Source organism: Bacillus sp. A260 (assembly GCF_009861435.1).
GTDB classification, from domain to species: domain Bacteria; phylum Bacillota; class Bacilli; order Bacillales; family Bacillaceae_G; genus Bacillus_A; species Bacillus_A cereus.
In genome coordinates this window covers 2,513,104-2,535,671 of the sequence record NZ_CP046398.1, presented here as the reverse complement: position 1 = coordinate 2,535,671, position 22,568 = coordinate 2,513,104, and the positions used below count along the sequence as shown (strand labels likewise).

Below are 22,568 nucleotides of genomic sequence, written 5' to 3'. Positions count from 1 at the left end.
AGAAAATGACAAAAATGTAAGAATGCATGAATGTTTGTAAGAAAGTTCGATGTTTTCCTTTTTCTTTTTTTATTAAAGTGAAAAAGAAGAAAGTGATGTCATAAGAGGTTGATATTTTTAGATAGATACAATAACCAAAACTATTTATGTAATGAAAGTATATGGAAATCAGTAAAACACCTTACTAAAAAGGAGGGATTTGAAATGTCTTTTTCTCAATTTAATATTGATATATTTCGAGCAATTAATGATTTAGGTAAACAATATTCATTCCTAAACTCAGCCGTGGTATTTTTGGCAGAATATATGGTATATATTTTTGCTTTAATTATTTTAGCTTATTGGTTTACTGGGTCCAGAAAAAGTAGAATGATGGTTATTCAAGCGCTGGTTGCTTTTGTAATTGCTGAGGTAATCGGGAAAATAGCAGGGAAATTTCATTTGAATTATCAACCGTTTGCAGTATTGCCTGATGTTAATAAACTTGTCAATCATGCTATAGATAATTCATTTCCTAGTGACCATACGATTCTCTTTTTTTCGATTTGTTTTTCATTTTGGCTTGTTCGTAAAAAGATTGGGTGGTTATGGCTTATACTTGCATTTTGTGTAGCGATCTCTCGTATTTGGGTAGGAGTTCATTATCCTTTTGATGTTGCAATAGGGGCTTTAATAGGATGTGTTTCAGCGTTATTTTCGTATTGGTTAGTACCGAAATTTTCTTCTATCAAGAAGTTGCTTACTCTATATGAAAGAGTAGAGAAACATGTTTTACCATCAAAAAACAAATCAAAGGGATTTTGAGTATACAAGTATGTGAGTCTTTTGAATTAACAAATGTCATTACATTAAATCGTCTTGGAGGTCATTTTAAAGGAAGAACTGTTTTACACTGGAAAGGTGGAAATTATATTAAGACATTTTGCTAACAGGTGATATTTTTCAAGTGATTGCCAACTGTCAGTGAGTGAGTTTCATGTACAGTTATCTACATCCACTGCTAGTAAAGTAAAATAGCTGACGGATATAGTATAAGGGCTACCATTCAACCGTATTTATAATGCTTTTCATCGAGTCGTGTCAAAGCATGTGGACCTTGCTGTTCAGAAGTCAGCAGATCGATACATAAAAGCACTGCAGGGAACACTTTTTAATACATGGGATGTTTCAATATTATCTATAGATATCTGTAAGAAATAAAAATAAATAGATAAGTTTAGAGCATGTTATTATCATTTGTTTAAAACATGCTCTTTGTATTTAAAGTAACACCAGCATACTGACACGTACAAGTTATCAACAATCTTTATGTTGAAAGAATCTTAGTGTACGAATGTTGGTACTACCCCTTACTTAGTAATCTCACAATTTAAGACCTGTCATTGGATAAATGTGGGGAGTTCAATCGATTCTGAATAAAATTAATAGTATCAGTTGCAATTTTTTTACGTTTAAGAACTATCCCGGCATGCCCACATGTATAAATATATCGTGTAGGCCTTTCCCAAGATTTCCACAAGTAGTCTGTATCCTCAGAATGCACATATAGATCGTGCTTACCTGAAATTAATAAAATATTTTCTTTTTTTACTTTTGGTAATGCTTGACTCGGTTCAGTGATTTTCCAATAATCTATTAAATCATCATACGTTACACCATGATGTTCCAAGTCTTCTCTAATAAATTTACCTGGAGTTGTATTCCAAATTGAATAAGAGAGTCGATTTGCATAGAAAATGGATGCTAACACATCAATTTCTTCTTCAACAAGAGAGGTTAAGTTAGTAATAAATCCACCTAAACTAATTCCTATTAGAATCAGGGGACCATTTTTATTTGCTTTAATCCATTTAATCAAAGCTCGTAAATCAGCTACCGCTTGTCTAGTTGCTTGTACTGTTCGTTCAATATTTGCACTTACCATATACTCTCCACTGAAAAAGGATTGATCGGGTTTTCTTTCAAAATGATAGGGTAGAGTGAAATAATACATATTCCACTTCAGGCTGGTCATATGATCGTGGAATATTCTTTTCACACGTTCGTTAGAATCCATTCTCCAACCGTGAACAAAGATAACATGAGGTGCATTTTCATTTTTATGTAAGAATAATTCCCCAGTTACAGAGTCGTTGCGTGAATCACCGGATTGAACTGAGCTTTTATATTTGAATTGCCCAGCCATGTATTCCTTTTCCTGTTTTGAATGCTTAATGTCAAAATGAATATGTGATGGTTTTACTTTATAAAAAGATTCTATGTCCTTTATATTTAATGAAGTGTTAGAAAGGGAAGTATACTGAAACGCTACACTTCTTTTTTTGTGTAAATCATATAAGGCGTACCGATCAATGAGTTTTGAAAAAATCAAATTAACCTCCTCCAAAATACATATTGTGTAAAACATGGACAAAATTTATGGTGTAAATTAATTATAAAATATTCTCTTTTCCTAATAGTAGGTGATAAATTTGCATATCATATTATAAAGCTTGCAATAAAATAAAACTATAAATAAATTATACTAAAATCTAAAAAGCAATTTAATATTATTATTCATATAAGAGAATATTAAATTGCTTATTTTCGTATTAAAAGATGCACCTTTTAAAGTGACGTGATTTGTATGAGATACAGTAACTATATTAAAATCCCTATTATAGATATCCAAATAGGTTTCTCTATATTTATTGTATAGAAATTACACAGTAAATATTTTTTGTGCTACATACATTAAATTAATCTTAACCTTTTCTTTTATATAAATTTATTAAACGGAATAACTCCTTACCAATATTCAAAAACGGCTGCGTTTTTGAATTTGTGTTCTAGCTTTTCTGAAACAGGTAAATAACTACACATAAACTCCTTATATCTCTAGTTAAACTACCGATTAGCTCCATATAAACTCTAGATAACCTATATAGAATACAAGATATCAAGGAGGTAAGAAAAAATGAATTTTATGAAACGAGCAATTCTCAGTATGAAAAAAAGGATAGGAACATCATTAATTTTGATGGCAGTTTTTCTGATTGTTACAAATTTGGTTCTTTCAGGTTTTACAATCCAAAATGCGTCAAAAAAAGCAGCGGATGCTGCGAGAAAAAAACTTGGTGCAGATGTTACTTTAGGTCTTGATTTCGACAAATTAGGTCAAAAAGCTAAGGAAACTGGAGAAATGCCAAGTCCGCCGCAGCTCGATACAAAAGAAACAGAACAATTAGCGAAGTCCAAGTATGTAAAAGACTATAATTACATAGCTAACACTTTCGGTATTTCTGATGGACTTAAACTAGTAGGAGCTTCAGAAGGAGAAGAAGGTAAAGGTAAAGCGGGAATAGCGGCTGTGCGAGGCGGTTCAAGCTCTGGTACAGAAATAGATATGAATGCTTCTTTTATGATTGAGGGAGTCCGCAAGACTGCATTACAAGAAAGCTTTAAAAACGGAAAAAGTAAAATCATTGATGGAAAACCAATTACAGAGCAAATGAAGAATCAGAATGTAGCTTTAATGGAAAAACGATTAGCGGAATTAAACAATTTGAAAGTAGGAGACAAAGTTAAAGTACAATCAGGGGATAAGAAGGAAACCCTTGAGGTTGAAATTATCGGTATTTACGAAACCAATGAGCAAGCAATGAGTCAACAGGCTCCTCCTATAATGGATCCGGCTAATAAACTATATATGCCACATTCAACTATGAAAAAATTAGAAGTGGATCAAGGTATAAGTAGTGTTCAAGTCGTGTATTTCTTGAATGACCCACAATATATTGATGCATTTAAAAAAGAAGCAAAAAAATCTAATATTGATTTTAATTATTATAAATTAGATGCGCATGATTCATTGTACAAGCAAATGATTGGTCCTATCGAAAATATCTCTTCGACTTCTCAAATGATTATTTATATTGTATCGATTGCAGGTGCGATTATTTTAGGATTAATCATTATGCTATCAATTAAAGGACGTCGTAAAGAAATGGGAATTCTATTGTCCATTGGAGAGAAAAAGTGGAAACTGATGGCACAGTTCGTAGTAGAAGTAGTATGTGTCGCTATTTTAGCATTTGGATTATCCATAACAACAGGAGCTAAAGTTTCTCAATATATCGGGGATAATTTACTTTCGAATGAAATAGCTACTGCAAGCGAAGAAACAGATACCTCGCAACATGGTACTGTAATGATGGCTGGATCTGGTGGTACTCTACAAAATCAAAAAGAAGATCCGATTGATAAAATTGATGTAAGTGTAACAGGAGAAGATGTAGGGAAAATGGGTGGAATTGGACTAGCTATTGCTATAATAGCAACGCTTCTTCCAGCATTATCTATTCTACGTTTAAACCCAAAACAAATTCTTTTAAAAGATGAATGAGGAGGATCGATATGGAGACGATTTTACAGTTTAAAAATTTGGATTATTATTATGAAAGTAATGGAAAAAATGTAGCGATACTAGATAATGTTAACTTTTCTTTTCAAAAAGGACATTTCTACACGATTTTAGGACCATCTGGATCTGGTAAAACCACAACTCTAAGTTTAGGTTGTGGACTGGATGTCCCTAAAAATGGTTATGTACTGTATAATGGCAAAGATATTAGAAAAATTGGTTTGGATCGATACCGTAATCAAAATGTATCTGTAATTTTCCAATCTTATAACTTAATTACCTATATGACCGCTCTTCAAAACGTCTTAACAGCAATGGAAATTACAGGTGTTAAAGTGCAAAATAAAACAGCAAGAGCATTAGAATTATTAGAGAGGGTAGGACTCACAGAACTTGAAGCGAAACGAAACGTCCTGCAACTAAGCGGTGGACAACAACAGCGTGTAGCAATTGCTCGAGCACTATCGTGTAATGTTGATTTACTAATTGCAGATGAGCCGACAGGAAACCTCGACGAAGAAACCGCAATGGATATAATAGAACTGTTTCAAGAACTTGCACATAAAGAGAATAAATGCATTATTGTTGTGACGCACTCACAGGAGGTTGCTAAAAAATCAGATCGTGCAGTGTATTTAAGTAAGAAGAAGTTGGTCGTAAATGAAATCTAATATAAACATCATAACTGTTCAATTCACATAATTTTCAAAATCTATCTCTTTCAAAAGCTTATATTTGATTTATAATAAAATCAAGCCATAACCAAAATGGTCTCCCTGTACTGAATGTTAAAATAGTTTGTTGTTCCCGTTTTAATAATATTTGAAAAAGAACTTGTATGATATTCTACAAGTTCTTTTTATTATAATTGGTTACCTATATCATGGGATAATCACACATAGTTATTGCAGAATTAAACCTACAATCATAATTAAACTAAATACTATTATCCAACCAAACACACAATAGCCAAAAATTCTAATCCATTTAGGTAATTGATTCATGTTAATTTTATTTGAGGGAACTCCCTGCATAGAAAACATCATTTTTTGATCTCTATCTCTATTATTTTGCTGTTCATACATAATATCATCACCTTTCCAGATATATTGAGTTTGTAGTATATCAACCTAAAGAAATTCATGTACAGAATAAAAGGGGATAGCATATATATTATGTGGTGGACTTTATAAATAAATGCATTTAATCACCATGGTTCTAAGCACTAATCCGTTATAAATACTGAAAAAGAGCCCTACATAAATAGGACTCATTTTCTTCAAATGTTAAGTTGCTGGATATAAATCAGAACCAAGGTAACGTTCTTTTATAATTTGAAGATGATGAAGCTCATGACCAGCAATGATGTATGCTAATGCACGAACTGTAACTTCAGAATTATTCGCATTTCCTCTTTGTGACCAAGCTTCTTTATCTAAGCTTCTAAGTAAATACAGGGTAGATTGGCGAACAACTATTAAATTCTCAAGAAGATCTTGCATAGATTGCTTATCAAAAGCAGCTCTAAGAACATACATATCATCATTATAGCCTGGAAGTTCTGCTGTCTCGCCTCGAGCGATTGATAGCAATCGATACGCCATAATCCGTTCTGTATCTGCTATATGACCCATTACTTCTTTTATACTCCATTTAGTAGGAGCATACCGGAAAAGTCCCTCACTATCAGAAATTTCCTTTAATAAGAGATTCGTTTCCTTCATTTGTTGTTCTAGAATATGTATGATATTTCCGTCTGATACCAAGTTGGTATACGTTGCATAATAGGAGTTATATTCACTTACTTGTGCTCTTATTTGCATACGAATCATCCTTTATGTTTTATGTTTAATCTTTACATATAGCTTACCATAAAAGAATTTTAAATTAATCTGAAAAATGGAGGGAAATATGCATTTTTCATCTTCCTTTTCAGTTTCATAGATGAAATGCATCTCAAATAAGAGAATCTAATTTGCTGCTAAGCGGAATTTCGTTTTTGCTGTTATAGTAAAAGATAAATATGTAAATTGAATACAGTTTGTCACCACTTATGATAATTACCATTTAAGAAGCAATATATATCATTAAACGAAAAGCCTGTTAATAAGTTTATACTTACCACAAAAACAAACAAACTCGTCCTATTTAAAGGAGAGTTTGTTTGTTTTTGTGTTTAGATAATGGAATACTCATGCAAAATTGTACACTATGTTCCATATTTTTTATTGAATACTTTATATCTAGCGTTTCAAGAATTTGTTTAACAATATATAGCCCCAAACCATTTCCTCCAGTATTTCGATTCCTTGATTTTTCAATTCGATAAAATGGTTTGAAAATTTGTTGTATCTCTTCATCTTTAATATTGACACCTGTATTTATAATTTGCATTTCGATTTGACTTTGTTTAGAATCCTCACTTAACTTTATATAGACTTTTTCATTATGTGGTGAATACATAACCGCATTATGGACAATATTTTTACATGCTTTTTCTAAAAGGGCACAATCTGTATAAATAGCAAGGCCAAAGTCAATTTCTTTTATTATTTCGATGTTTTTTTGAGAAGCAAAAAATTCGAGATCTTTTGTAATTGTCCCTATTAATTTTGAAAGATTAACTTTCTCTACTTTTAGTTTGAAGGTGTGTTGTTCTAATTTCGATACGCTTAAAATTTCACGAACTAATTGTTCCATACTTTCAATAATTTGATGATTCTTCTTTAAATATTGATCGCGATTTTGATAAGGGCCAATATTGTATATCATTCCTTCTAAGTATCCTTTCATTACAGTAAGAGGGGACTTTAATTCATGTGCTACAATCGCAAAAAACTCTCTGCGTTTTGTTTCTATTTCTCTTTCTTTTTCAATATCATTTTTTAATTGTTCATTTGCTTTTTTTAAATCAAACATAGCTTGTTGCAAGTTAATAGACATGTCATTCAAACTATTAGATAATTCTCCTAACTCATCTGTAGAGCGAACCTCAATTTTTTCGGAGAAATCTAAATTTGCCATCTTTTGTGCACCTTCATTAATATAAATAAGTGGCTTTGTAATAAACCTGGAATAAAAATAAGCACTCCCTATACCAATAACGAGCACAATGATACTAATATAGGGGAGAAAGCGTACTAAAACCTGTGAAGCTTCATCAATCGGTTGAAATGTAGCAAACACTACAAGCGTTAAACTACCATCTTGAAATTGAATTGGTTTCGTAGCGTTATATGAATTGCTAAGGGTACTTGCATTCTCGAATCGTGTTGCTTTAGTAACTACTGTTTTTTGCGTACCACTTTGAATAAAAGAAAATGAAGGAGAGTAAATAATTACTCCTTCTTTATTTTGAAGATAAAGCATCGCATTATTTTTTTTTGCGTATTCATCAAAAAGTGGTATCGCATTTTGAAACGTAAGATTTTTAGATTTATCAATGATTTCGTTTATCCCTGTTTGAAGTTGATCTGTTTTATATTGCTCATAAAACGTAGGGAGAAAGAAGTATAAAGTTAAATAAATCAATACTGCAAAGGATAACAAAATGAGAGATGTAGTCATAAAGAGTTTGTAAGTAATTTGCTTCATCTTCATGAGTTTCACAATACTATTCATCAATTTTATAACCAATACCCTTTATTGTTTTAATATAAGGGATAGCTAATTTTTTACGTAGATTTTTAATATGTGTATCAATTATTCGTGTTTCTCCAAAATAATCGTACCCCCAAACCTTCTCTACGATATTTTCTCTTGTAAGTACTTTTCTCTCATTTTGAAATAGTAGTTGTAGAATTTCAAACTCTTTTGTCGTTAATATAATTTCAACGTCATTTACATATACTCTATATGCATCCACATCGATACGCACTTCTTTAAATATCAAATGATTATTTACATTTTTATCATAACTTCTTCTAAGTACAGCTTCGACTCGTCTAATCAAAACATGAAATGAAAAGGGCTTTGTTATATAATCATCGATCCCAAGGTCGAATCCTTTCATTTGATCTTCCTCTTCTTCCAACGCAGTTAGCATAATAATTGGTACGTTTGACTGACTTCGAATCATTTTAGAAACTTCAAACCCATTAAGATTGGGCATCATGACATCTAGAAGAATTAAATCAAATGATTGCTTATTAAATTGTGTCATACCCTCTAGTCCATCTGAAGCGACTACCACTGTATAATGCTGTGTCATTAAAAATTGTTTAATTAATTCCTGAATTTCTTGATCGTCCTCTACCACGAGAATATGATAGTTTTTCATAATATCACCTCTGGTAGTCATTATAGCCGTACTATCTGGAGTTTATGTGGAGATACAGTAGTAAACTTCATAGGACGTTTACTACTAAAAAATATTATTAGCTATATTACTTTTTTATGGAGAAATAATTGTTTTAAAAAACTTATCGTATGAATTGATGTACGATTAATATTTACGAAAAACTAATGTATACTAATGTGAATTGTATGTAGCTTCTTAAAATTTGTGAAAATATACTTTTGCTTCTTTACCAAAAGAGGAAAGGGAATTTCAATATAGAAGAAGCTACTGTAATACTAGAGTGTGCGCCGAGAACTTTGGATTTCTTTCATCTAGTTTCTATTTAATCGTTAATCACTACATAACAATGTTCTTGCTAAACCAAAAGTTTAAAGGTACAAACTTGGAGAGATTTAGAAAGGTTGTGAAATGATTTGATGGGTTATAAAGCGATGCTGTTTGATTTAGATGATACATTACTTGATAGGGATAAAGCAGTAGAGGCATTATTTTTAATTGTTTTAGAAAAGTGTTATGAAAATGTAGATGGTGCGGCTAAAAGCAACATGTTACAGAAATTCAAAGAATACGATAAAAGAGAATATGGCATAAGTAATAAAACGACAGTTTTAGAATCATTGTTTGATGAATTCACGCCGAAGTATAGATTGCCACGCAATTACATCCAAGATTTTTGGAATAATAATTTCCCTAGATGTTTTTCAATAGACCAAAATACTATTCATTTCTTAAATCAAATAAAGAAGCACTTTAAAGTTGGAATTATAACAAATGGCTCAACTCAGAGGCAAAAAGCTAAAATATTTAACACGAATTTAAATAGGTATTTTGAAACAATCATTATTTCTGAAGAAGTGGGATTTAGTAAACCTGATAAACGTATATTCGAACTAGCATTAAATAAGTTAAATTTACAACCGGAAAATACTTTATTTGTTGGGGATGACTTAGAAAAGGATATTGCTGGTCCTCAAAATGTAAATATAAAAGGTGTGTGGTTTAACCCTCAGAAGATCAAGAATACTACCAAAATACAACCGTATGCCGAGATTAACACTTTGGATAGTTTGTTAAGTTATGTTACTCCACAATATTTTTATAACAAGTAAAAGTAATTCCATATATATATATTTAAAAATACAAAAAAAGAGAAACTATCATTAATTTCATTGACCGTATTAGTAATAAAAAATAGATATTTACAACAAAAAATAGAGGCCATTTTAATAGCTGTGGCTAATTTAATCTATGATTAATACGAAGTTTTGTAAAACAATTTTACTCATACTGTGTAAATTATAAAGGGGGAGGACTATGGAAATAAAGAAATTAGTAATCGATGGAATCAATATTGCGGTCATTAGAAACGATAAGGTATTAATATCGGATGTTCAGTCTGCATTAGATACTATGGCAACAGTTCAAAATGAGGTAGATGCGAAACATATTATTATCCATAAATCTTTAATAAGTGAAGATTTCTTTGACCTAAAAACACGGCTTGCGGGCGATATCCTTCAAAAGTTTATAAACTATAAGGTAAAGATTGCTATTGTTGGAGATTTCTCTATGTATACTAGTAAAAGCTTAAAAGATTTTATTTATGAATGTAATAAAGGAAATGACATTTTTTACTTAGCAACTGAACAACAAGCAATTGAAAAACTAAGTACATTAAAGTAATAATTATATCCTGCTAAATTCCCCCATTTCAGTTAGTTCATAATTATATACGATATAGAAGAACTGATGTTTGTGGTAAACTAAGAGATGAATAAAGGGGGAGTTTTTTTGAACAATTTTAATAATATAATCCAAAATTTAAATAATATAGTTTACAAACCTAACAACTTAATGATTACGAATCTAAAAGAAGAAAAGCAAAACGCAGAATATGCCGGATGTTTATTCCACTTAAATAACAAAACCATTCGTTTTAGAAAATCAAAAGTTACACCTAATAAAATTGGTCAATTTGTTTCTTTTTGGGAGAAAGATGAAAATATGCGAAATAGAGCTTTCTCTTATGAAGCTGCTCCTGATTTATTAGTAATCACTTGTATTGCTGATAATAAACTAGGGCAATTTATTTTTCCTAAAGAGATTCTTCTTAAAGAAAAAATATTGAGAACACAAAGTCAAACAGGGAAAATGGCAATGAGAATTTATCCTGTTTGGGATACCACTGTTAGTAATCAAGCTAAAAAGAGCCAAACGTGGCAACTTCAATATTTTGTTGATTTAAGTGATAGTAATAATTTGCCTATAGATAAACTATTAAATTTATATTCGTAGCTTTTGATTTGCCCCAAAAAGAAGTGATTACAAAAAACATGTGTAATGACACCTCCTATGTGAATCGTAATTTTTGTACCGGTACAGTTAAATGAAATGTACATTGTTACAGTGCCCCTTAAAATTTACAATCAGCATATATTATTTAAACCTATAAATTTTTAAGGGGTGCTAAATATGACAAGTTTACAAGATCAGCTTTTCACAAGATTAAATCTTAAAAAACGTAGTGATGTAACGTTTGAAGAATTACCTACCATACTCTTTTCGTTTGCGCATACTATACCATTTGAGAATTTAGATGTTATAGCACGAAATACGAATCAAATCTCTCTGGAAAACTTACGAGAGAAAATTTTAACTAGTTCCCGTGGTGGACTTTGCTACGAATTAAATACTCTTTTTTACTATTTCTTAAGAGACTGTGGCTATGATGTACAACTGGCATTAGGTACGGTTTATAAAAACGATATAAATGCATGGGCACTTGAGGATGGCCATATAACAATTATTTTAACTTATGATAATGTACAGTATTTAATTGATGTAGGTATAGCTTCGTTAGTACCTCTTGTTCCTGTACCTTTTACTGGCGAGTCGGTTTCTTCAAAAAATGGTTCGTACCGGGTGAGACGGAAAGATACGAATAAAGGAAATTATGTTTTAGAAAGAATAGATGCTGCTGGAGAATGGAAAGTTTGTCATGCTTTTTATAAACATATTATTGATGAGATAGTAGTAAATGATGTTCAAAGAAGAGTGATAGAAGATGAGAAGTCTATTTTTAATAAAGGACCAATTGCAGTAAAGTTGACGAACTCTGGCCATATTTCATTAACGAATACAAGTTTAACCGAAATTATTCATGGGGAAAAAACTAAGCGTGAAATTACAGAAGATCAATATAAAGAGTTTTTATATACTTTATTTGCTATTAAGTTATGAATAATAAAGATAGCCGGTTCTTATTCAGAAGCGGCTATCTTTATTATTTTTGGTGTAAATGGTTTTCTTCTAATATGTTTCGGAAACTGCGGTATAGTTAATGTTTTTAATGTTTCCTCAGCTTCTTCATATGTATGAAAAATTGGTTCTTTTCCATCATCCCCTTGTAAAACTAGCCCTTCATCTCGGATTACATATGGCATAAAACCACCCCATCTAGTAAAGAATTATGTTCTTTTGCAGCAGAATAATACGATTTAAAGTTTGATTTTCTTAATACATATAATACACTAGAACAGTACGAAAAAGTATGTACAATGAATTTTGAATGTAAAGGAAGATTATTATGTCAGTTATTGATAAATTGAAACTTAATAAGTATACAAATATGGTCGTTATTAACGAACCAAGTGATTATGACATTTTTACAGGTAAAGAAACTGCATTCTCAAAAGAACACGATGCTATCTTTATATTTGTAGAAACGCTTGATGAAATGGTGAAACAAACGAATTTTATTATTAGTAATGAAGAATTACTAATTGAAAAAGGTTACGTATTCTTCGCATATCCGAAAAAAGGTAATGCTCGTTATAGTACGTTTATTCACCGTGATGAGATGTTTCCGGCATTAAACGTTGGAGAAGATGGTTATGTGGGAGAAAGCGATATTAAATTTGCACGAATGGTAAGTATGGATGAAGTCTTTACTGTTGTTGGTTTAAAACGTGAAAAGAAAAAAACAACAAAAACATCTGCTATGAGTCAATGTGTTGCCGATTATGCAGATCGAATTAAAGATGTTGAAGCATTATTAGCTAATCATCCGAATGAACTTAAGTTTTATCAAAGTTTAACGCCTGGATACCAAAAAGATTGGGCACGTAATCTTTTTTCTGTGAAACAAGAAAAAACACGTGAAAAACGTCTAGAGAAAATGATAGAAATCCTTTCACAAGGCTACAAAACAATTGAATTATTCCGTAAGAAGAAAAAATAATGATTAAGGAAGTCACAATGCTGCAACAATTAATTGTGATGAGTACATTGAAAAAAGCATTCCTTCCATTATACTAAGGAATGTTCTTATATTTATATAATTAGCAAAAGAGAAAAGGTGTTTGAAATGAAATCGTATATTGTAGTTGGATCAGGAATTTTAGGAGCGTCTACTGCTTATCATCTTGCTAAGGCAGGTGCGAATGTTACTATCGTGGATCGCCAACAATTAGGGCAAGCAACCGATGCAGGAGCAGGTATTGTATGTCCATGGCTATCACAGCGCCGTAATAAAGCATGGTATAAAATCGTTAAAGGCGGTGCACGTTACTATTCTTCGTTAATTCAGCAATTAGAAGAAGACGGTGAAACTGACACAGGATATAATCGTGTAGGTGCAATTAGTTTACATACTGACGAGAAAAAGTTAGATCAAATGGAAGAGCGAGCTTATAAACGACGTGAAGATGCCCCGGAGATTGGTGAAATAACTCGCTTATCAGCTGAAGAAACAAAAAAATTATTCCCAGCATTATCAGACGAATATAGTTCTGTTCATATTAGTGGTGCTGCACGAGTAAATGGAAGATTATTACGCAATGCATTAATAAGTGCTGCGAAAAAACATGGTGCAACTTTCATAAAAGGCGATGCTATATTAGTCCGTGAAGGAAATCATATTACGGGAGTTACAGTAAACGATGAAACAATTTTAGCGGAAAAGGTTATTGTAACTGCAGGCGCATGGGCGAATGAAATCTTGAAACCATTAGGAATTAATTTCTTAGTTACATTCCAAAAAGGACAAATTGTTCATCTGCAAATTGAAAATACAGCAACAGAAAATATGCCAGTTGTTATGCCACCAAACGATCAATATATTTTAACGTTTGACAATGGTCATGTCGTAATTGGTGCAACACATGAGAATGATACTGGTTTCGATCATCGTGTAACAGCAGGTGGTTTACATGAAGTATTCCATAAGGCATTAGCAGTTGCACCTGGCTTAGAAAATGCTACAATGCTTGAAACGAGAGTTGGATTCAGACCATTCACACCAGGATTCTTACCTGTTATCGGACCACTACCTAAATTTGAAGGAATTCTCGTTGCGAATGGATTAGGGGCTTCGGGTTTAACAGCTGGTCCATACTTAGGAGCGGAACTTGCTAAACTAGCGCTCGGACAACCGATTGAATTAGATTTAAATGATTATGACGTTGCTGGCGCAATTGAATAATATGGAGTACTGCTAACATTTATGAAAAACCATGCTAAACAAATTCGACAGAGAATAAGTAGTTTTTCCTCTATTAAGAGTAAGCCTGTTTATGAAAAATAAAATTATTTAAAAATAGAGGGCCGACATTATAAACCTGCATTAATAATGTAGAATTGTGATGGCGGCTCTTTATTCATATTGATTTAAAACTTATTTTCGAGAGGAGGTTAAGTAATGAGAGCGCCATATCAAGTATTGATATTTCCTTATATAAAAACTGCCGATTCTATTCAATATGCCATTTTTAACCGAAGTGATTATGGTTATTGGCAAGGAATAGCTGGTGGCGGAGAAGACGGTGAGATTCCTATTGAATCAGCAAAACGGGAAGCGTTTGAAGAGGCTGGTATTACAAGAGAATGTCCATATATACAATTAGATTCTGTGTCTTCGCTACCAGTAGAGGATGTAGTTGGAGGATTCCTTTGGGGAGAAGAGGTTTATGTAATAAAAGAATTTTCTTTTGGAGTTAAAGTCCCTACAAAAAACATATCATTATCTAAAGAACACTTTAATTATAAATGGTTATGCTTTGAGGAAGCAGTAACGCTTTTGAAATGGGATAGCAATAAAACAGCATTGTGGGAATTAAACAAAAGACTATTAAAACAATAAAAGTTTTTGCTAACAAAAATAGTTGTGGAAGAAGAATTGAACCATTAACAAACCCTTGCTACACTTCTAAACAATGTTTTATAGATTTGGCATGGGTAATGAACGAAGAGAACTTGTACTAAGAAAATCCCTATACAGTTGACTCTGAAAAAATGAAAATAATTAGAAATATTTTTATATTGTACGGTTTTTGGCTATGAATAACGGAATAAATATTAAGTATTCAACAGTTTAAATAAAACGAGTTAGCTTTTTATTTTAAGAAGAAAAATGACTCGTTTTATGCTAAAATTCGCTTAGTGTATATTTTCGTTAAAATGTGGGTGGGCCCCCTTTTAGCAAAACCGGAGTGGGAATGATGAGTATAAATAGTTTTGTGGGATTGATAAATGACGAATTATTAAAAGAGGTAAGTATCAGAAGTGAGGATGAATTCGAGCCTGTAGTAGTTAAAGATATTCCTAGACTTTGGAAGTGTTTAGGAACAGGTAATTATGCCGCAGTATTCATGCACAAAGAATACAAAGATTGGGTAGTGAAAGTTTACGTGCGAGAAGGAGAAGGAATTGAAAAAGAGTCAGAAGTATACCGAAGAATCGGAAATCATCCTTCTTATTCAAAGCTTATATATAAAGGAGAAAATTTCATAGTATTGAAACGTTTAAAAGAAATTACCTTATACGATGCTATTCATAAGGGGATTAAAATTCCTAAGCAAGTAATACTTGATATTAATGAGGCTTTAGAGTATGCGAGGGAACAAGGGTTAACTCCTTGTGATGTTCACGGGAAAAATGTGATGATGGAAAAAGGAAGGGGATATGTAGTCGATGTATCTGATTTCTTAAAAACAAAAGAAGATAGTAAGTGGAGAGACCTAGAAAAGGCATATTTCACCTTTTATTTTCCTTTCATATATAAATTGCCTTTCCCTATTAAAGTACCGTATTTTATGTTAAACATTGTTAGACGTTCGTATAGAAAATATAAGAAGCTTAAAAAGAAATTCAAATTGTAAAAGGACCACATATGTTCCTGAAAACGAGTTAAATTCACATAAATAACTTTAGAAAAATTTCAAATTTTGTTTAGGGGCTACTCCAAGACCTTAGCTTGCTGGGCATGTGGTGTTACCTCAAAAAATAAAAAGATTAGGAGTGAATCCTAATCTTTTTATTTATACATATTTTTGTTAGTTATATCACTATCAATTCCAAAACGGGATATTTTGAATAAATGAAACCGTCAAAATAAGTGTTGATGCGGAACCAGCAGTTACTAAAGTTACTATTTTTCGTCCATTCTGTTCTTTTGAAGGTTTTATAAGTTCTATAATTAACAAAATCCATATTATGATAGATACTATTGAAATAATATTTATAGACATATGTAACACATCCCTTCGTGTTTTTACATAAATATTTCTGCTTTTATAAAATAAAAGCAATTTAACAAGAAAATATGTAACGCATTAAAAATCAATATTTCCTTGTTAAACCACCTTTTTTAAATAGAAATACGACTGATAAAACGATAACAACAGCCTTCAAACTGCCCCAATATGGATAAATAGCATGATTTGTTAGACTAGCATATTGAAAGATATTCTCTAAACCGAAAATTCCTATCATGACTGCTAAAATGAATGAAGCTGATCCATACGTCCCGTTATGATAGAGGGTAAATAAATAGACTGCGAAAATTAGTGGTAAGATGATTTGTAGTACGATTATCATAGTTCGTCCCCCATATTATTTATAATTATATTATATACAAAATTGTAATAAAAAGGAATACGACTTATTTGATACTAACAGAACTACTCTAATCATATTCTTCTATAAAAAGAAGAAAAAGGGGTGTACAGTTAATTGACAAAAGTTAAAGTTAGTTTACGACCCATTGTTCATAATATAAATTTACCAACCGTATTGAAAACAACAATACTTCCAGGCGAATCGACCGAAAGACTATTTATCGCAACCCAATTAGGAGAGATTTTTTACATAGGGAATGGAGTTATAAAGATATTTTTAGATATTCGTCACCTTATTATTAAATTAGGTACATTTGAAGAAGGTGTTTCTAGTAGCGGTTATGATGAACGCGGATTGCTTGGACTTGCGTTCCATCCACAATTTTATCAAAATGGGTTATTTTATCTTCATTATTCAGTAGCTGGAACTCAAGGACCAGGTGCATTTTCTGAGCAATTTAAACCGAATCCTTGTGACCCTAAAACGTTAAATTTAAAGTGGATTAATAGAAATACGCAATATGATCACATTGATACAGTAGAAGAATGGACTTTACAATCTAATGGTCAAGCTCAAAAGCGACGAACATTACTGAATGTAAGAAGACCATTTTTTAATCATAACGGAGTCAATAGTTTAAACTTTTCACCTGAGACTGGAAAACTTGTTTTTACAAATGGAGATGGCGGATCAGGTTATGATCCATTTAATTTAAGCCAAGATGATTTAGAAATAGCAGGTAAAATAATTGAAATCGATGTAAGTAAAAATACATTTATAAATAACCCTCCTGTAGTTACACGCTTTAATGAACTCCCTTTATCTATACAAGAAACACTTACAGTAATTGCAAAAGGAGTACGTAATATAACCGGCATTTCATTTCAAAGGTTTTATAATCAATATATCAAATACGCCGGAAATGTCGGACAAGATATTGTAGAGTCTATTTTTTCATTTATTCAATATAAACCTATATTGGTTACAGAACTTGTTCAAATGCATTTTATGAGGTTAACTCCCAATCAAGATGGGGTTATCAATTTTGGGTGGCGAGGATGGGAAGGGGATTTACCTACTTCTTTTATACGACATTGTTCTGAGAATCAGACTTTGGATGAGAGAACAATAGTTTATTATGATGAAACAATACAAACTTCAGTGAAGCGTATTCTGCCTCTACTTAGTTATTTTCATAAAGATTCTAGAACAGATAAGTTTGGAGGAACTTCACTTACAGGAGTTCAGCCATATATGGGAAATGCAATTCCAAATTTAACAGGTAGCGTTGTTTTTACTGACTTTGCCAAGAAAGGAGAATCTCAGTCTCCAATTAAGGGTGTTTTAGCCTATACTAGAGCAGGTACAGACGGTAAACATGCTGACTTTCATGCTATTGAAACCAATTATGATTTTGGTACGCAAGCAGCTTATTATATGAGTTTAGGAACAAATTTGAATCAAACTAAATTATATTTAGGAGTTTACGGTTCTATGAAAGTAACTGATTTTAATAAAGGTACCATTTTTGAAATTATTCCCTGATACGATACACACTCGTAGTTTAATAATCCAAGGAATTTATTTTGTTTCAAAACGCACAATTTATCCCCCTAAAAGCCTTTTCTTTTATTATATAGTAATTCATAACAAGTAGAAAGCAGCTCATAAACCACTAGTGTATGAATAATATAGAAAGTAATGAATGAGGCATCTTTAGGGGGAGATATTGATGAATTGGTTTGTACGTTATTGGTATCAACTGATGATAGAACATGATACGAGCTTTGTTCATAAAAGAAAATTGTCCCTTGCGAATAAGTTAGTACTTACAGCTTTGATGAGTACATTAGCCACCATGTTTCAAGCAGCAGGAAACCTAGTTCCTGGTATAGGTTTGCTCATTAGTCCATTTTCGACATTACCGATTTTTTTTGCTATTTTCTATTCTATTCGTGAGGGAATACTTTCTTATATTCTTACTATTTTTCTATTATTTATTATTGAGCCAAGTGAACTAATTGTCTTTCCTTTTACTACAGGCTTATTAGGTCTAGCCTTAGGAGTATCCTTTTTAAAATTAAAGAGGAGAATTTGGATTGTTTCCTTTTCAGCAACTTGTCTAATTATTGGTATTATGATTGTTCTCGATGTTTTCCGTTTTCCGGTACTTGGTCCTGCTGTTCATACAACTATGGACATGAAAATTATTTTATTAATATTTATACTGAGCTTTCTATACTGTTGGATTTATGCAGGTTTTTGCAGAATAATGATGAATAGATTATATAAAGTGTTGTATTGACAATGGCATAATGAGGATTGGAGATTGAATTCATGACTAACGTTGCAGTTAGAAGACCGAATTTGAATGATGTAGATGAACTATATTTATTTTTCCGTATCGTTATTACGAATACATACAAAAATGAAGGATTGTCACAATCATTGGATGACATAGAAAATGAAATTAACTCAAAAAAGCAGTATTTGAAAAGTGATTTTGATAGTAACGGAGAAGGTCGTTACTTTTTATTAGCAATTGATACAAGTAACGATAAAATCATTGGAACAATCGAAATCGGTCCAGCAAGTACATTGATTAATAGTTGTACAGGTGGTGTACTTAAAAATTTGTATGAAATAGGAACTGTATTCATACTTCCGGAGTATCAGAGAAAGGGAATAGGGAGTTTATTACTACATACAATGTTTCTTACATTACTTAGCAGAGGAATAACAGAATATTGTTTAGATAGTGGATATAAAAATGCGCAAAGTATATGGACGAAAAAGTTTGGAAAACCTAGCTATGTATTGAAAGATTACTGGGGAGAATCCAGCGATCATATGATTTGGAAGAAAAGTTTACATGATACACCTATAATATTTGAATTATAAAATGAAATATGCCTCTGAACATAGCTTTTCTTACTTATGTATGCTATTATTTATCTTTATAATAAAAGAGGACGTGAATGAACTTGATTAAAATTAATATTCCTGAAGCTGATGTTTCAATTACTGAACGTAAACAAGTTATTAAAGGAGACGAGCCAATCATTACTCCAATTAATGGATTTATCGATTTCCACTTGTTCCCTAGAGATAAAGGCGGCATTTTTATGTTTTACAATATTAATGACGACCTTCTTTTCGTAGGTAAAGCTCGTAAAATTAGACAACGTATTAAGAAGCATTTTGAAGATAATGTTTCACCAATTAAAAATCACCGTGATGAAGTATACCGCATTGATGCATGTATCGTAGAAGATCCAACAGAAAGAGAAATTTACGAAACATATATCATTAATGAATACAAAGCGAAATATAACGTTGATAAAGTATTTTACAAATAATCAACATTAATAAAAAGCAATCCTAGCTAATATGCCAGGATTGTTTTTTATTTAGATTTATTCTTCATATCTTTCTCCTTTTTTCAAATGATTAGCAGCAACAAAACAGATTACACCTATAAATATAAGTACAATACCAACCGTTTTATGTTTTCCCTCAAAGAAAGGAATATCTGAAATAACATTTGTCATACATAGTCCTAAAAATACAAGGATAGGGCCCACCCAAAGTAATACATTACCGAATTTTGTGTGCTTCCACATAATAACCCTCCTTAACCCTCTTTACATATATATCCATAAATGAAAAGTAAATTCATAGAGAAATATAGTTTTTTTCATATCGAAAATTTAACCCTCATATATTGGTACAAGCAAAAGAGAAAGGAGACCATCATGAATTGGTTAGAAGCTTTCATACTAGGTATAATTCAAGGTTTAACAGAATTTTTACCAATCAGTAGTACCGGACATCTTTATTTAGGAAGGCATTTGTTCCGATTAGATGAGGCTGGCTTATTTTTAGATACGATGCTGCATATTGGGACTTTACTTGCGGTTTTTATTTATTACAAAAAAGAATTTATATATTTAATTAAAAACCCATTTTCAAAGCTCATGTTATTACTTATCGTTGGGACAATACCCGCAGTTGTAATTGGTTTATTGTTTAAAGATTTCTTTGAAGATATTTCAAAAACAGGAATCACGATCGGTTGGGAGTTTTTAGTGACCGGATTCTTTCTCTACACGGCAGATAAACAAAAGAATGGTCGTAAAAAAATGGATGACATAACATATAAAGACGCATTAATTATCGGTTCATTTCAAGCTGCTGCTATTTTTCCAGCCATTTCCCGTTCTGGAATGACAATTGTCGCTGCATTATGGAGAAAATTAGACCGTGAAACTGCTGCTTACTTTTCTTTTTTACTATCGACACCAGCCATTGTTGGAGCTATCATTTTGCAATTTATAGACGTTTTTCAAGGGAAAGCAGAATCTATTTCTAGTACATCTTTAATTGTCGGAACGTTATCAGCAGCGTTTTTTGGATACATAGCTGTTTCATGGATGATTCAATATTTAAAACGTCACTCCTTAAAAGTATTCGCGTATTACGTATGGGGATTAGGTATTTTAATTTTAATGTTGCAATTTACTGATGTATTTTAAGTATAATGATAAAGAAGTTAATTAGTTTAAGATTCTGTTTCATTCATACAAGGCAGGATCTCTTTTTATTAAGGGGGAAAATATGTTTAATAAGGCTATCGTTATTGGTGGAAGTATGGCAGGAAAGTTTGCAGCAAAAGCATTATCAACTTCTTTTAAAGAAGTAATCATTATAGAAGCTGGTGAAAGATGGGATGGAAAGTCTTCGAGAAAAAGAGTTCCACAAAGTAATCATCCTCACGTGTTATTAAAAGGTGGAGAAAACGCAATTGAAGAATTGTTTCCTAGTATTACGAATGAATTAATAGAAGCAGGTAGTATCGTAAATAACTTTACTCGTGATTTAAAATGGCATCAATTTGGTTTATGGAAACAGCCATTCATAGGGGAAGTACATATGATTCAACAAAGTCGTCCTTTGCTAGAATGGCATATTCAAAAACGAATACATCAAATTTCAAATATTACTATTAAATATGAAACATTGGTTAAAGGGTTATTGGTAGATGCAAAGCTTAACAAAGTGTGTGGAGTAAAAGTTAAATATCTAGAGACAAACACACAAGAAGAAGTTCATGCGGATCTTGTAGTTGATGCGAGTGGATTTGGCTCAAAAAGTATAGAGTGGCTACGAGAATACGAAATTGAAGTACAAGAAGAGAAAGTTCGTATTGATTTATTTTACGCAACGAAAATGTTCAAACTTAAAGAAAATGAGAAATTAGACTGTTGCAATGTGCTAATGTCTCCGAGTTTCCCTGATAACCCTTATGGCGTTCTTATTCAAACGATAGAAGATAATCGTTATTTTGTTACTTTCAGTGGATACGCAAACGAGAAAGCACCACAAACAGATGATGAGTTTTATGATTTTGCTGAAAATCTATCAATTTCTAATGTTACAGACTTCTTAAATAAAGCTGAGGGAATTACTGATATAAAGACATACAAAATTCCTTATCAAGTACGCCGGCGATTTGATTTAGTGAATAATGTACCAGAAGGATTATTAGTTGTTGGAGATGCGCAATGTCGTTTTGATCCCGTTTTCGGCCAAGGCGTATCAGTTGCTGCTATGGAGGCTCACCAATTGCAATTACTTTTGCAAGATAGAAAACAACTTGATAAAACATTTACACAACAATTTTATAAAAAGGCAGCTACTATAATAGAAACCCCTTGGGATATGACAACAACAGAAATATCACGTCACCCGCAACTAAAGAGAGAATTAACTACAAAACAAAAATTTCAGCTATGGTATACGAAACAAATATATCGACTATCCGCAAGTAATTCTGATGTTTATATTCGGTTAGTACGAGTGATGAATTTAATTCGTAGTCCATTTCATCTTTTTCATCCGAAAGTGCTACTATCTGTATTACTTAATCGAAAGTAATAGCAGGAATATAATTGATTAAAAAAGAATGTA

General features: G+C 31.9%; 26 protein-coding genes. 17 read left to right on the top strand and 9 right to left on the bottom strand.

The genetic code is table 11. The features are described from left to right. Window positions 1–204: 204 nt before the first annotated feature. The gene (locus GD442_RS12770) at window positions 205–804 is read left to right on the top strand and encodes an undecaprenyl-diphosphatase (protein ID WP_000010592.1); all 600 of its coding nucleotides are present in this window, start codon (window positions 205–207) and stop codon (window positions 802–804) included. Between the two features lie 565 nt (window positions 805–1,369). On the opposite strand, the gene GD442_RS12765 is transcribed toward GD442_RS12770, so the two are convergent. Continuing rightward, a complete protein-coding gene (locus tag GD442_RS12765; RefSeq protein WP_000577717.1) occupies window positions 1,370–2,371 on the bottom strand; it encodes an alpha/beta hydrolase in 1,002 nt (333 codons plus the stop codon). Between the two features lie 585 nt (window positions 2,372–2,956). On the opposite strand from GD442_RS12765, the gene GD442_RS12760 reads away from it, so the two are divergent. Together GD442_RS12760 and GD442_RS12755 are read left to right on the top strand one after the other, a co-directional pair. Next, window positions 2,957–4,384: an ABC transporter permease gene (locus GD442_RS12760; protein ID WP_001010223.1), complete on the top strand. Its 1,428-nt coding sequence runs from the start codon at window positions 2,957–2,959 to the stop codon at window positions 4,382–4,384. A gap of 11 nt (window positions 4,385–4,395) precedes the next feature. Further along, complete coding sequence (locus GD442_RS12755) at window positions 4,396–5,073, top strand: ABC transporter ATP-binding protein (RefSeq protein WP_000447853.1); 678 nt, start codon at window positions 4,396–4,398, stop codon at window positions 5,071–5,073. 231 nt (window positions 5,074–5,304) lie between these two features. On the opposite strand, the gene GD442_RS12750 is transcribed toward GD442_RS12755, so the two are convergent. The 4 genes from GD442_RS12750 to GD442_RS12735 all read right to left on the bottom strand — a co-directional run bounded on the left by GD442_RS12750 (window position 5,305) and on the right by GD442_RS12735 (window position 8,681). Continuing rightward, complete coding sequence (locus GD442_RS12750; protein ID WP_000273230.1) at window positions 5,305–5,487, bottom strand: hypothetical protein; 183 nt, start codon at window positions 5,485–5,487, stop codon at window positions 5,305–5,307. Between the two features lie 201 nt (window positions 5,488–5,688). Beyond that, window positions 5,689–6,225 carry a DinB family protein gene (locus GD442_RS12745; protein WP_001167023.1) on the bottom strand — a complete coding sequence of 179 codons (537 nt, stop codon included), beginning with the start codon at window positions 6,223–6,225 and terminating at the stop codon, window positions 5,689–5,691. Window positions 6,226–6,550: 325 nt separating this feature from the next. After that, the gene (locus tag GD442_RS12740) at window positions 6,551–8,002 is read right to left on the bottom strand and encodes a sensor histidine kinase (protein ID WP_086400952.1); all 1,452 of its coding nucleotides are present in this window, start codon (window positions 8,000–8,002) and stop codon (window positions 6,551–6,553) included. A 13-nt stretch (window positions 8,003–8,015) separates the two neighbouring features. Continuing rightward, window positions 8,016–8,681, bottom strand: a complete 666-nt coding sequence (locus GD442_RS12735) for a response regulator transcription factor (RefSeq protein WP_000800727.1) — start codon at window positions 8,679–8,681, stop codon at window positions 8,016–8,018. A gap of 437 nt (window positions 8,682–9,118) precedes the next feature. On the opposite strand from GD442_RS12735, the gene GD442_RS12730 reads away from it, so the two are divergent. The 4 genes from GD442_RS12730 to GD442_RS12715 all read left to right on the top strand — a co-directional run bounded on the left by GD442_RS12730 (window position 9,119) and on the right by GD442_RS12715 (window position 11,942). Further along, window positions 9,119–9,811: an HAD family hydrolase gene (locus GD442_RS12730; RefSeq protein WP_000540709.1), complete on the top strand. Its 693-nt coding sequence runs from the start codon at window positions 9,119–9,121 to the stop codon at window positions 9,809–9,811. Window positions 9,812–10,016: 205 nt separating this feature from the next. Next, window positions 10,017–10,385 (top strand): DUF4180 domain-containing protein, encoded by a 369-nt coding sequence (locus tag GD442_RS12725; RefSeq protein ID WP_074555078.1) that lies wholly within the window; start codon window positions 10,017–10,019, stop codon window positions 10,383–10,385. Window positions 10,386–10,493: 108 nt separating this feature from the next. Continuing rightward, on the top strand, window positions 10,494–10,997 hold the full coding sequence (locus GD442_RS12720; RefSeq protein ID WP_001058863.1) for a MepB family protein: 504 nt from the start codon (window positions 10,494–10,496) through the stop codon (window positions 10,995–10,997). Between the two features lie 177 nt (window positions 10,998–11,174). After that, entirely contained in the window at window positions 11,175–11,942 is a 768-nt protein-coding gene (locus tag GD442_RS12715; protein WP_000202757.1) for an arylamine N-acetyltransferase family protein, read from the top strand. Window positions 11,943–11,962: 20 nt separating this feature from the next. Here the strand turns inward: GD442_RS12715 and GD442_RS12710 are convergent, their stop codons facing one another. Then, window positions 11,963–12,145 carry a hypothetical protein gene (locus tag GD442_RS12710; protein WP_001147158.1) on the bottom strand — a complete coding sequence of 61 codons (183 nt, stop codon included), beginning with the start codon at window positions 12,143–12,145 and terminating at the stop codon, window positions 11,963–11,965. 143 nt (window positions 12,146–12,288) lie between these two features. On the opposite strand from GD442_RS12710, the gene GD442_RS12705 reads away from it, so the two are divergent. The 4 genes from GD442_RS12705 (at window position 12,289) to GD442_RS12690 (ending at window position 15,859) form a co-directional block, all read left to right on the top strand. After that, a complete protein-coding gene (locus GD442_RS12705) occupies window positions 12,289–12,942 on the top strand; it encodes a YdeI/OmpD-associated family protein (protein WP_000110844.1) in 654 nt (217 codons plus the stop codon). 126 nt (window positions 12,943–13,068) lie between these two features. Next, on the top strand, window positions 13,069–14,184 hold the full coding sequence (locus tag GD442_RS12700) for an NAD(P)/FAD-dependent oxidoreductase (protein ID WP_000844380.1): 1,116 nt from the start codon (window positions 13,069–13,071) through the stop codon (window positions 14,182–14,184). A 216-nt stretch (window positions 14,185–14,400) separates the two neighbouring features. Beyond that, window positions 14,401–14,841 carry an NUDIX hydrolase gene (locus GD442_RS12695; RefSeq protein WP_001202586.1) on the top strand — a complete coding sequence of 147 codons (441 nt, stop codon included), beginning with the start codon at window positions 14,401–14,403 and terminating at the stop codon, window positions 14,839–14,841. Between the two features lie 349 nt (window positions 14,842–15,190). After that, window positions 15,191–15,859, top strand: coding sequence for a protein kinase family protein (locus tag GD442_RS12690; RefSeq protein ID WP_002041240.1), 669 nt, complete (start codon window positions 15,191–15,193; stop codon window positions 15,857–15,859). 189 nt (window positions 15,860–16,048) lie between these two features. On the opposite strand, the gene GD442_RS12685 is transcribed toward GD442_RS12690, so the two are convergent. Together GD442_RS12685 and GD442_RS12680 are read right to left on the bottom strand one after the other, a co-directional pair. Further along, window positions 16,049–16,228: a hypothetical protein gene (locus GD442_RS12685; RefSeq protein ID WP_000026313.1), complete on the bottom strand. Its 180-nt coding sequence runs from the start codon at window positions 16,226–16,228 to the stop codon at window positions 16,049–16,051. Between the two features lie 91 nt (window positions 16,229–16,319). After that, window positions 16,320–16,577, bottom strand: a complete 258-nt coding sequence (locus GD442_RS12680; RefSeq protein ID WP_000587698.1) for a hypothetical protein — start codon at window positions 16,575–16,577, stop codon at window positions 16,320–16,322. A gap of 135 nt (window positions 16,578–16,712) precedes the next feature. Between GD442_RS12680 and GD442_RS12675 the strand changes: the two genes are divergently transcribed. From GD442_RS12675 to GD442_RS12660, 4 genes are all read left to right on the top strand, one after another. Further along, window positions 16,713–18,143 carry a PQQ-dependent sugar dehydrogenase gene (locus tag GD442_RS12675; RefSeq protein WP_000169989.1) on the top strand — a complete coding sequence of 477 codons (1,431 nt, stop codon included), beginning with the start codon at window positions 16,713–16,715 and terminating at the stop codon, window positions 18,141–18,143. A gap of 187 nt (window positions 18,144–18,330) precedes the next feature. Next, window positions 18,331–18,903 (top strand): YybS family protein, encoded by a 573-nt coding sequence (locus GD442_RS12670; RefSeq protein ID WP_001103999.1) that lies wholly within the window; start codon window positions 18,331–18,333, stop codon window positions 18,901–18,903. A 32-nt stretch (window positions 18,904–18,935) separates the two neighbouring features. Further along, window positions 18,936–19,499, top strand: a complete 564-nt coding sequence (locus GD442_RS12665; protein ID WP_000185966.1) for a GNAT family N-acetyltransferase — start codon at window positions 18,936–18,938, stop codon at window positions 19,497–19,499. 77 nt (window positions 19,500–19,576) lie between these two features. Then, on the top strand, window positions 19,577–19,957 hold the full coding sequence (locus tag GD442_RS12660) for a nucleotide excision repair endonuclease (RefSeq protein ID WP_001048939.1): 381 nt from the start codon (window positions 19,577–19,579) through the stop codon (window positions 19,955–19,957). A 57-nt stretch (window positions 19,958–20,014) separates the two neighbouring features. Here GD442_RS12660 and GD442_RS12655 read toward each other — a convergent pair whose 3' ends face one another. Continuing rightward, on the bottom strand, window positions 20,015–20,221 hold the full coding sequence (locus tag GD442_RS12655; RefSeq protein ID WP_000265477.1) for a hypothetical protein: 207 nt from the start codon (window positions 20,219–20,221) through the stop codon (window positions 20,015–20,017). Between the two features lie 132 nt (window positions 20,222–20,353). Between GD442_RS12655 and GD442_RS12650 the strand changes: the two genes are divergently transcribed. Further along, on the top strand, window positions 20,354–21,133 hold the full coding sequence (locus GD442_RS12650) for an undecaprenyl-diphosphate phosphatase (RefSeq protein ID WP_001104303.1): 780 nt from the start codon (window positions 20,354–20,356) through the stop codon (window positions 21,131–21,133). Between the two features lie 82 nt (window positions 21,134–21,215). Further along, on the top strand, window positions 21,216–22,535 hold the full coding sequence (locus GD442_RS12645; protein ID WP_000482061.1) for an FAD-dependent oxidoreductase: 1,320 nt from the start codon (window positions 21,216–21,218) through the stop codon (window positions 22,533–22,535). Window positions 22,536–22,568 lie beyond the last annotated feature (33 nt).

What these genes read in the sequence shown, in the direction of transcription:
- GD442_RS12770 (WP_000010592.1), top strand. Translation starts at nt 205, where the DNA reads ATGTCTTTTTCTCAATTTAATATTGATATATTTCGAGCAATTAATGAT.
- GD442_RS12760 (WP_001010223.1), top strand. Translation starts at nt 2,957, where the DNA reads ATGAATTTTATGAAACGAGCAATTCTCAGTATGAAAAAAAGGATAGGA.
- GD442_RS12755 (WP_000447853.1), top strand. Translation starts at nt 4,396, where the DNA reads ATGGAGACGATTTTACAGTTTAAAAATTTGGATTATTATTATGAAAGT.
- GD442_RS12750 (WP_000273230.1), bottom strand. Translation starts at nt 5,487, where the DNA reads ATGTATGAACAGCAAAATAATAGAGATAGAGATCAAAAAATGATGTTT.
- GD442_RS12745 (WP_001167023.1), bottom strand. Translation starts at nt 6,225, where the DNA reads ATGCAAATAAGAGCACAAGTAAGTGAATATAACTCCTATTATGCAACG.
- GD442_RS12740 (WP_086400952.1), bottom strand. Translation starts at nt 8,002, where the DNA reads ATGAAGATGAAGCAAATTACTTACAAACTCTTTATGACTACATCTCTC.
- GD442_RS12735 (WP_000800727.1), bottom strand. Translation starts at nt 8,681, where the DNA reads ATGAAAAACTATCATATTCTCGTGGTAGAGGACGATCAAGAAATTCAG.
- GD442_RS12730 (WP_000540709.1), top strand. Translation starts at nt 9,119, where the DNA reads ATGGGTTATAAAGCGATGCTGTTTGATTTAGATGATACATTACTTGAT.
- GD442_RS12725 (WP_074555078.1), top strand. Translation starts at nt 10,017, where the DNA reads ATGGAAATAAAGAAATTAGTAATCGATGGAATCAATATTGCGGTCATT.
- GD442_RS12715 (WP_000202757.1), top strand. Translation starts at nt 11,175, where the DNA reads ATGACAAGTTTACAAGATCAGCTTTTCACAAGATTAAATCTTAAAAAA.
- GD442_RS12710 (WP_001147158.1), bottom strand. Translation starts at nt 12,145, where the DNA reads ATGCCATATGTAATCCGAGATGAAGGGCTAGTTTTACAAGGGGATGAT.
- GD442_RS12705 (WP_000110844.1), top strand. Translation starts at nt 12,289, where the DNA reads ATGTCAGTTATTGATAAATTGAAACTTAATAAGTATACAAATATGGTC.
- GD442_RS12700 (WP_000844380.1), top strand. Translation starts at nt 13,069, where the DNA reads ATGAAATCGTATATTGTAGTTGGATCAGGAATTTTAGGAGCGTCTACT.
- GD442_RS12695 (WP_001202586.1), top strand. Translation starts at nt 14,401, where the DNA reads ATGAGAGCGCCATATCAAGTATTGATATTTCCTTATATAAAAACTGCC.
- GD442_RS12685 (WP_000026313.1), bottom strand. Translation starts at nt 16,228, where the DNA reads ATGTCTATAAATATTATTTCAATAGTATCTATCATAATATGGATTTTG.
- GD442_RS12680 (WP_000587698.1), bottom strand. Translation starts at nt 16,577, where the DNA reads ATGATAATCGTACTACAAATCATCTTACCACTAATTTTCGCAGTCTAT.
- GD442_RS12670 (WP_001103999.1), top strand. Translation starts at nt 18,331, where the DNA reads ATGAATTGGTTTGTACGTTATTGGTATCAACTGATGATAGAACATGAT.
- GD442_RS12665 (WP_000185966.1), top strand. Translation starts at nt 18,936, where the DNA reads ATGACTAACGTTGCAGTTAGAAGACCGAATTTGAATGATGTAGATGAA.
- GD442_RS12660 (WP_001048939.1), top strand. Translation starts at nt 19,577, where the DNA reads ATGAACTTGATTAAAATTAATATTCCTGAAGCTGATGTTTCAATTACT.
- GD442_RS12655 (WP_000265477.1), bottom strand. Translation starts at nt 20,221, where the DNA reads ATGTGGAAGCACACAAAATTCGGTAATGTATTACTTTGGGTGGGCCCT.
- GD442_RS12650 (WP_001104303.1), top strand. Translation starts at nt 20,354, where the DNA reads ATGAATTGGTTAGAAGCTTTCATACTAGGTATAATTCAAGGTTTAACA.
- GD442_RS12645 (WP_000482061.1), top strand. Translation starts at nt 21,216, where the DNA reads ATGTTTAATAAGGCTATCGTTATTGGTGGAAGTATGGCAGGAAAGTTT.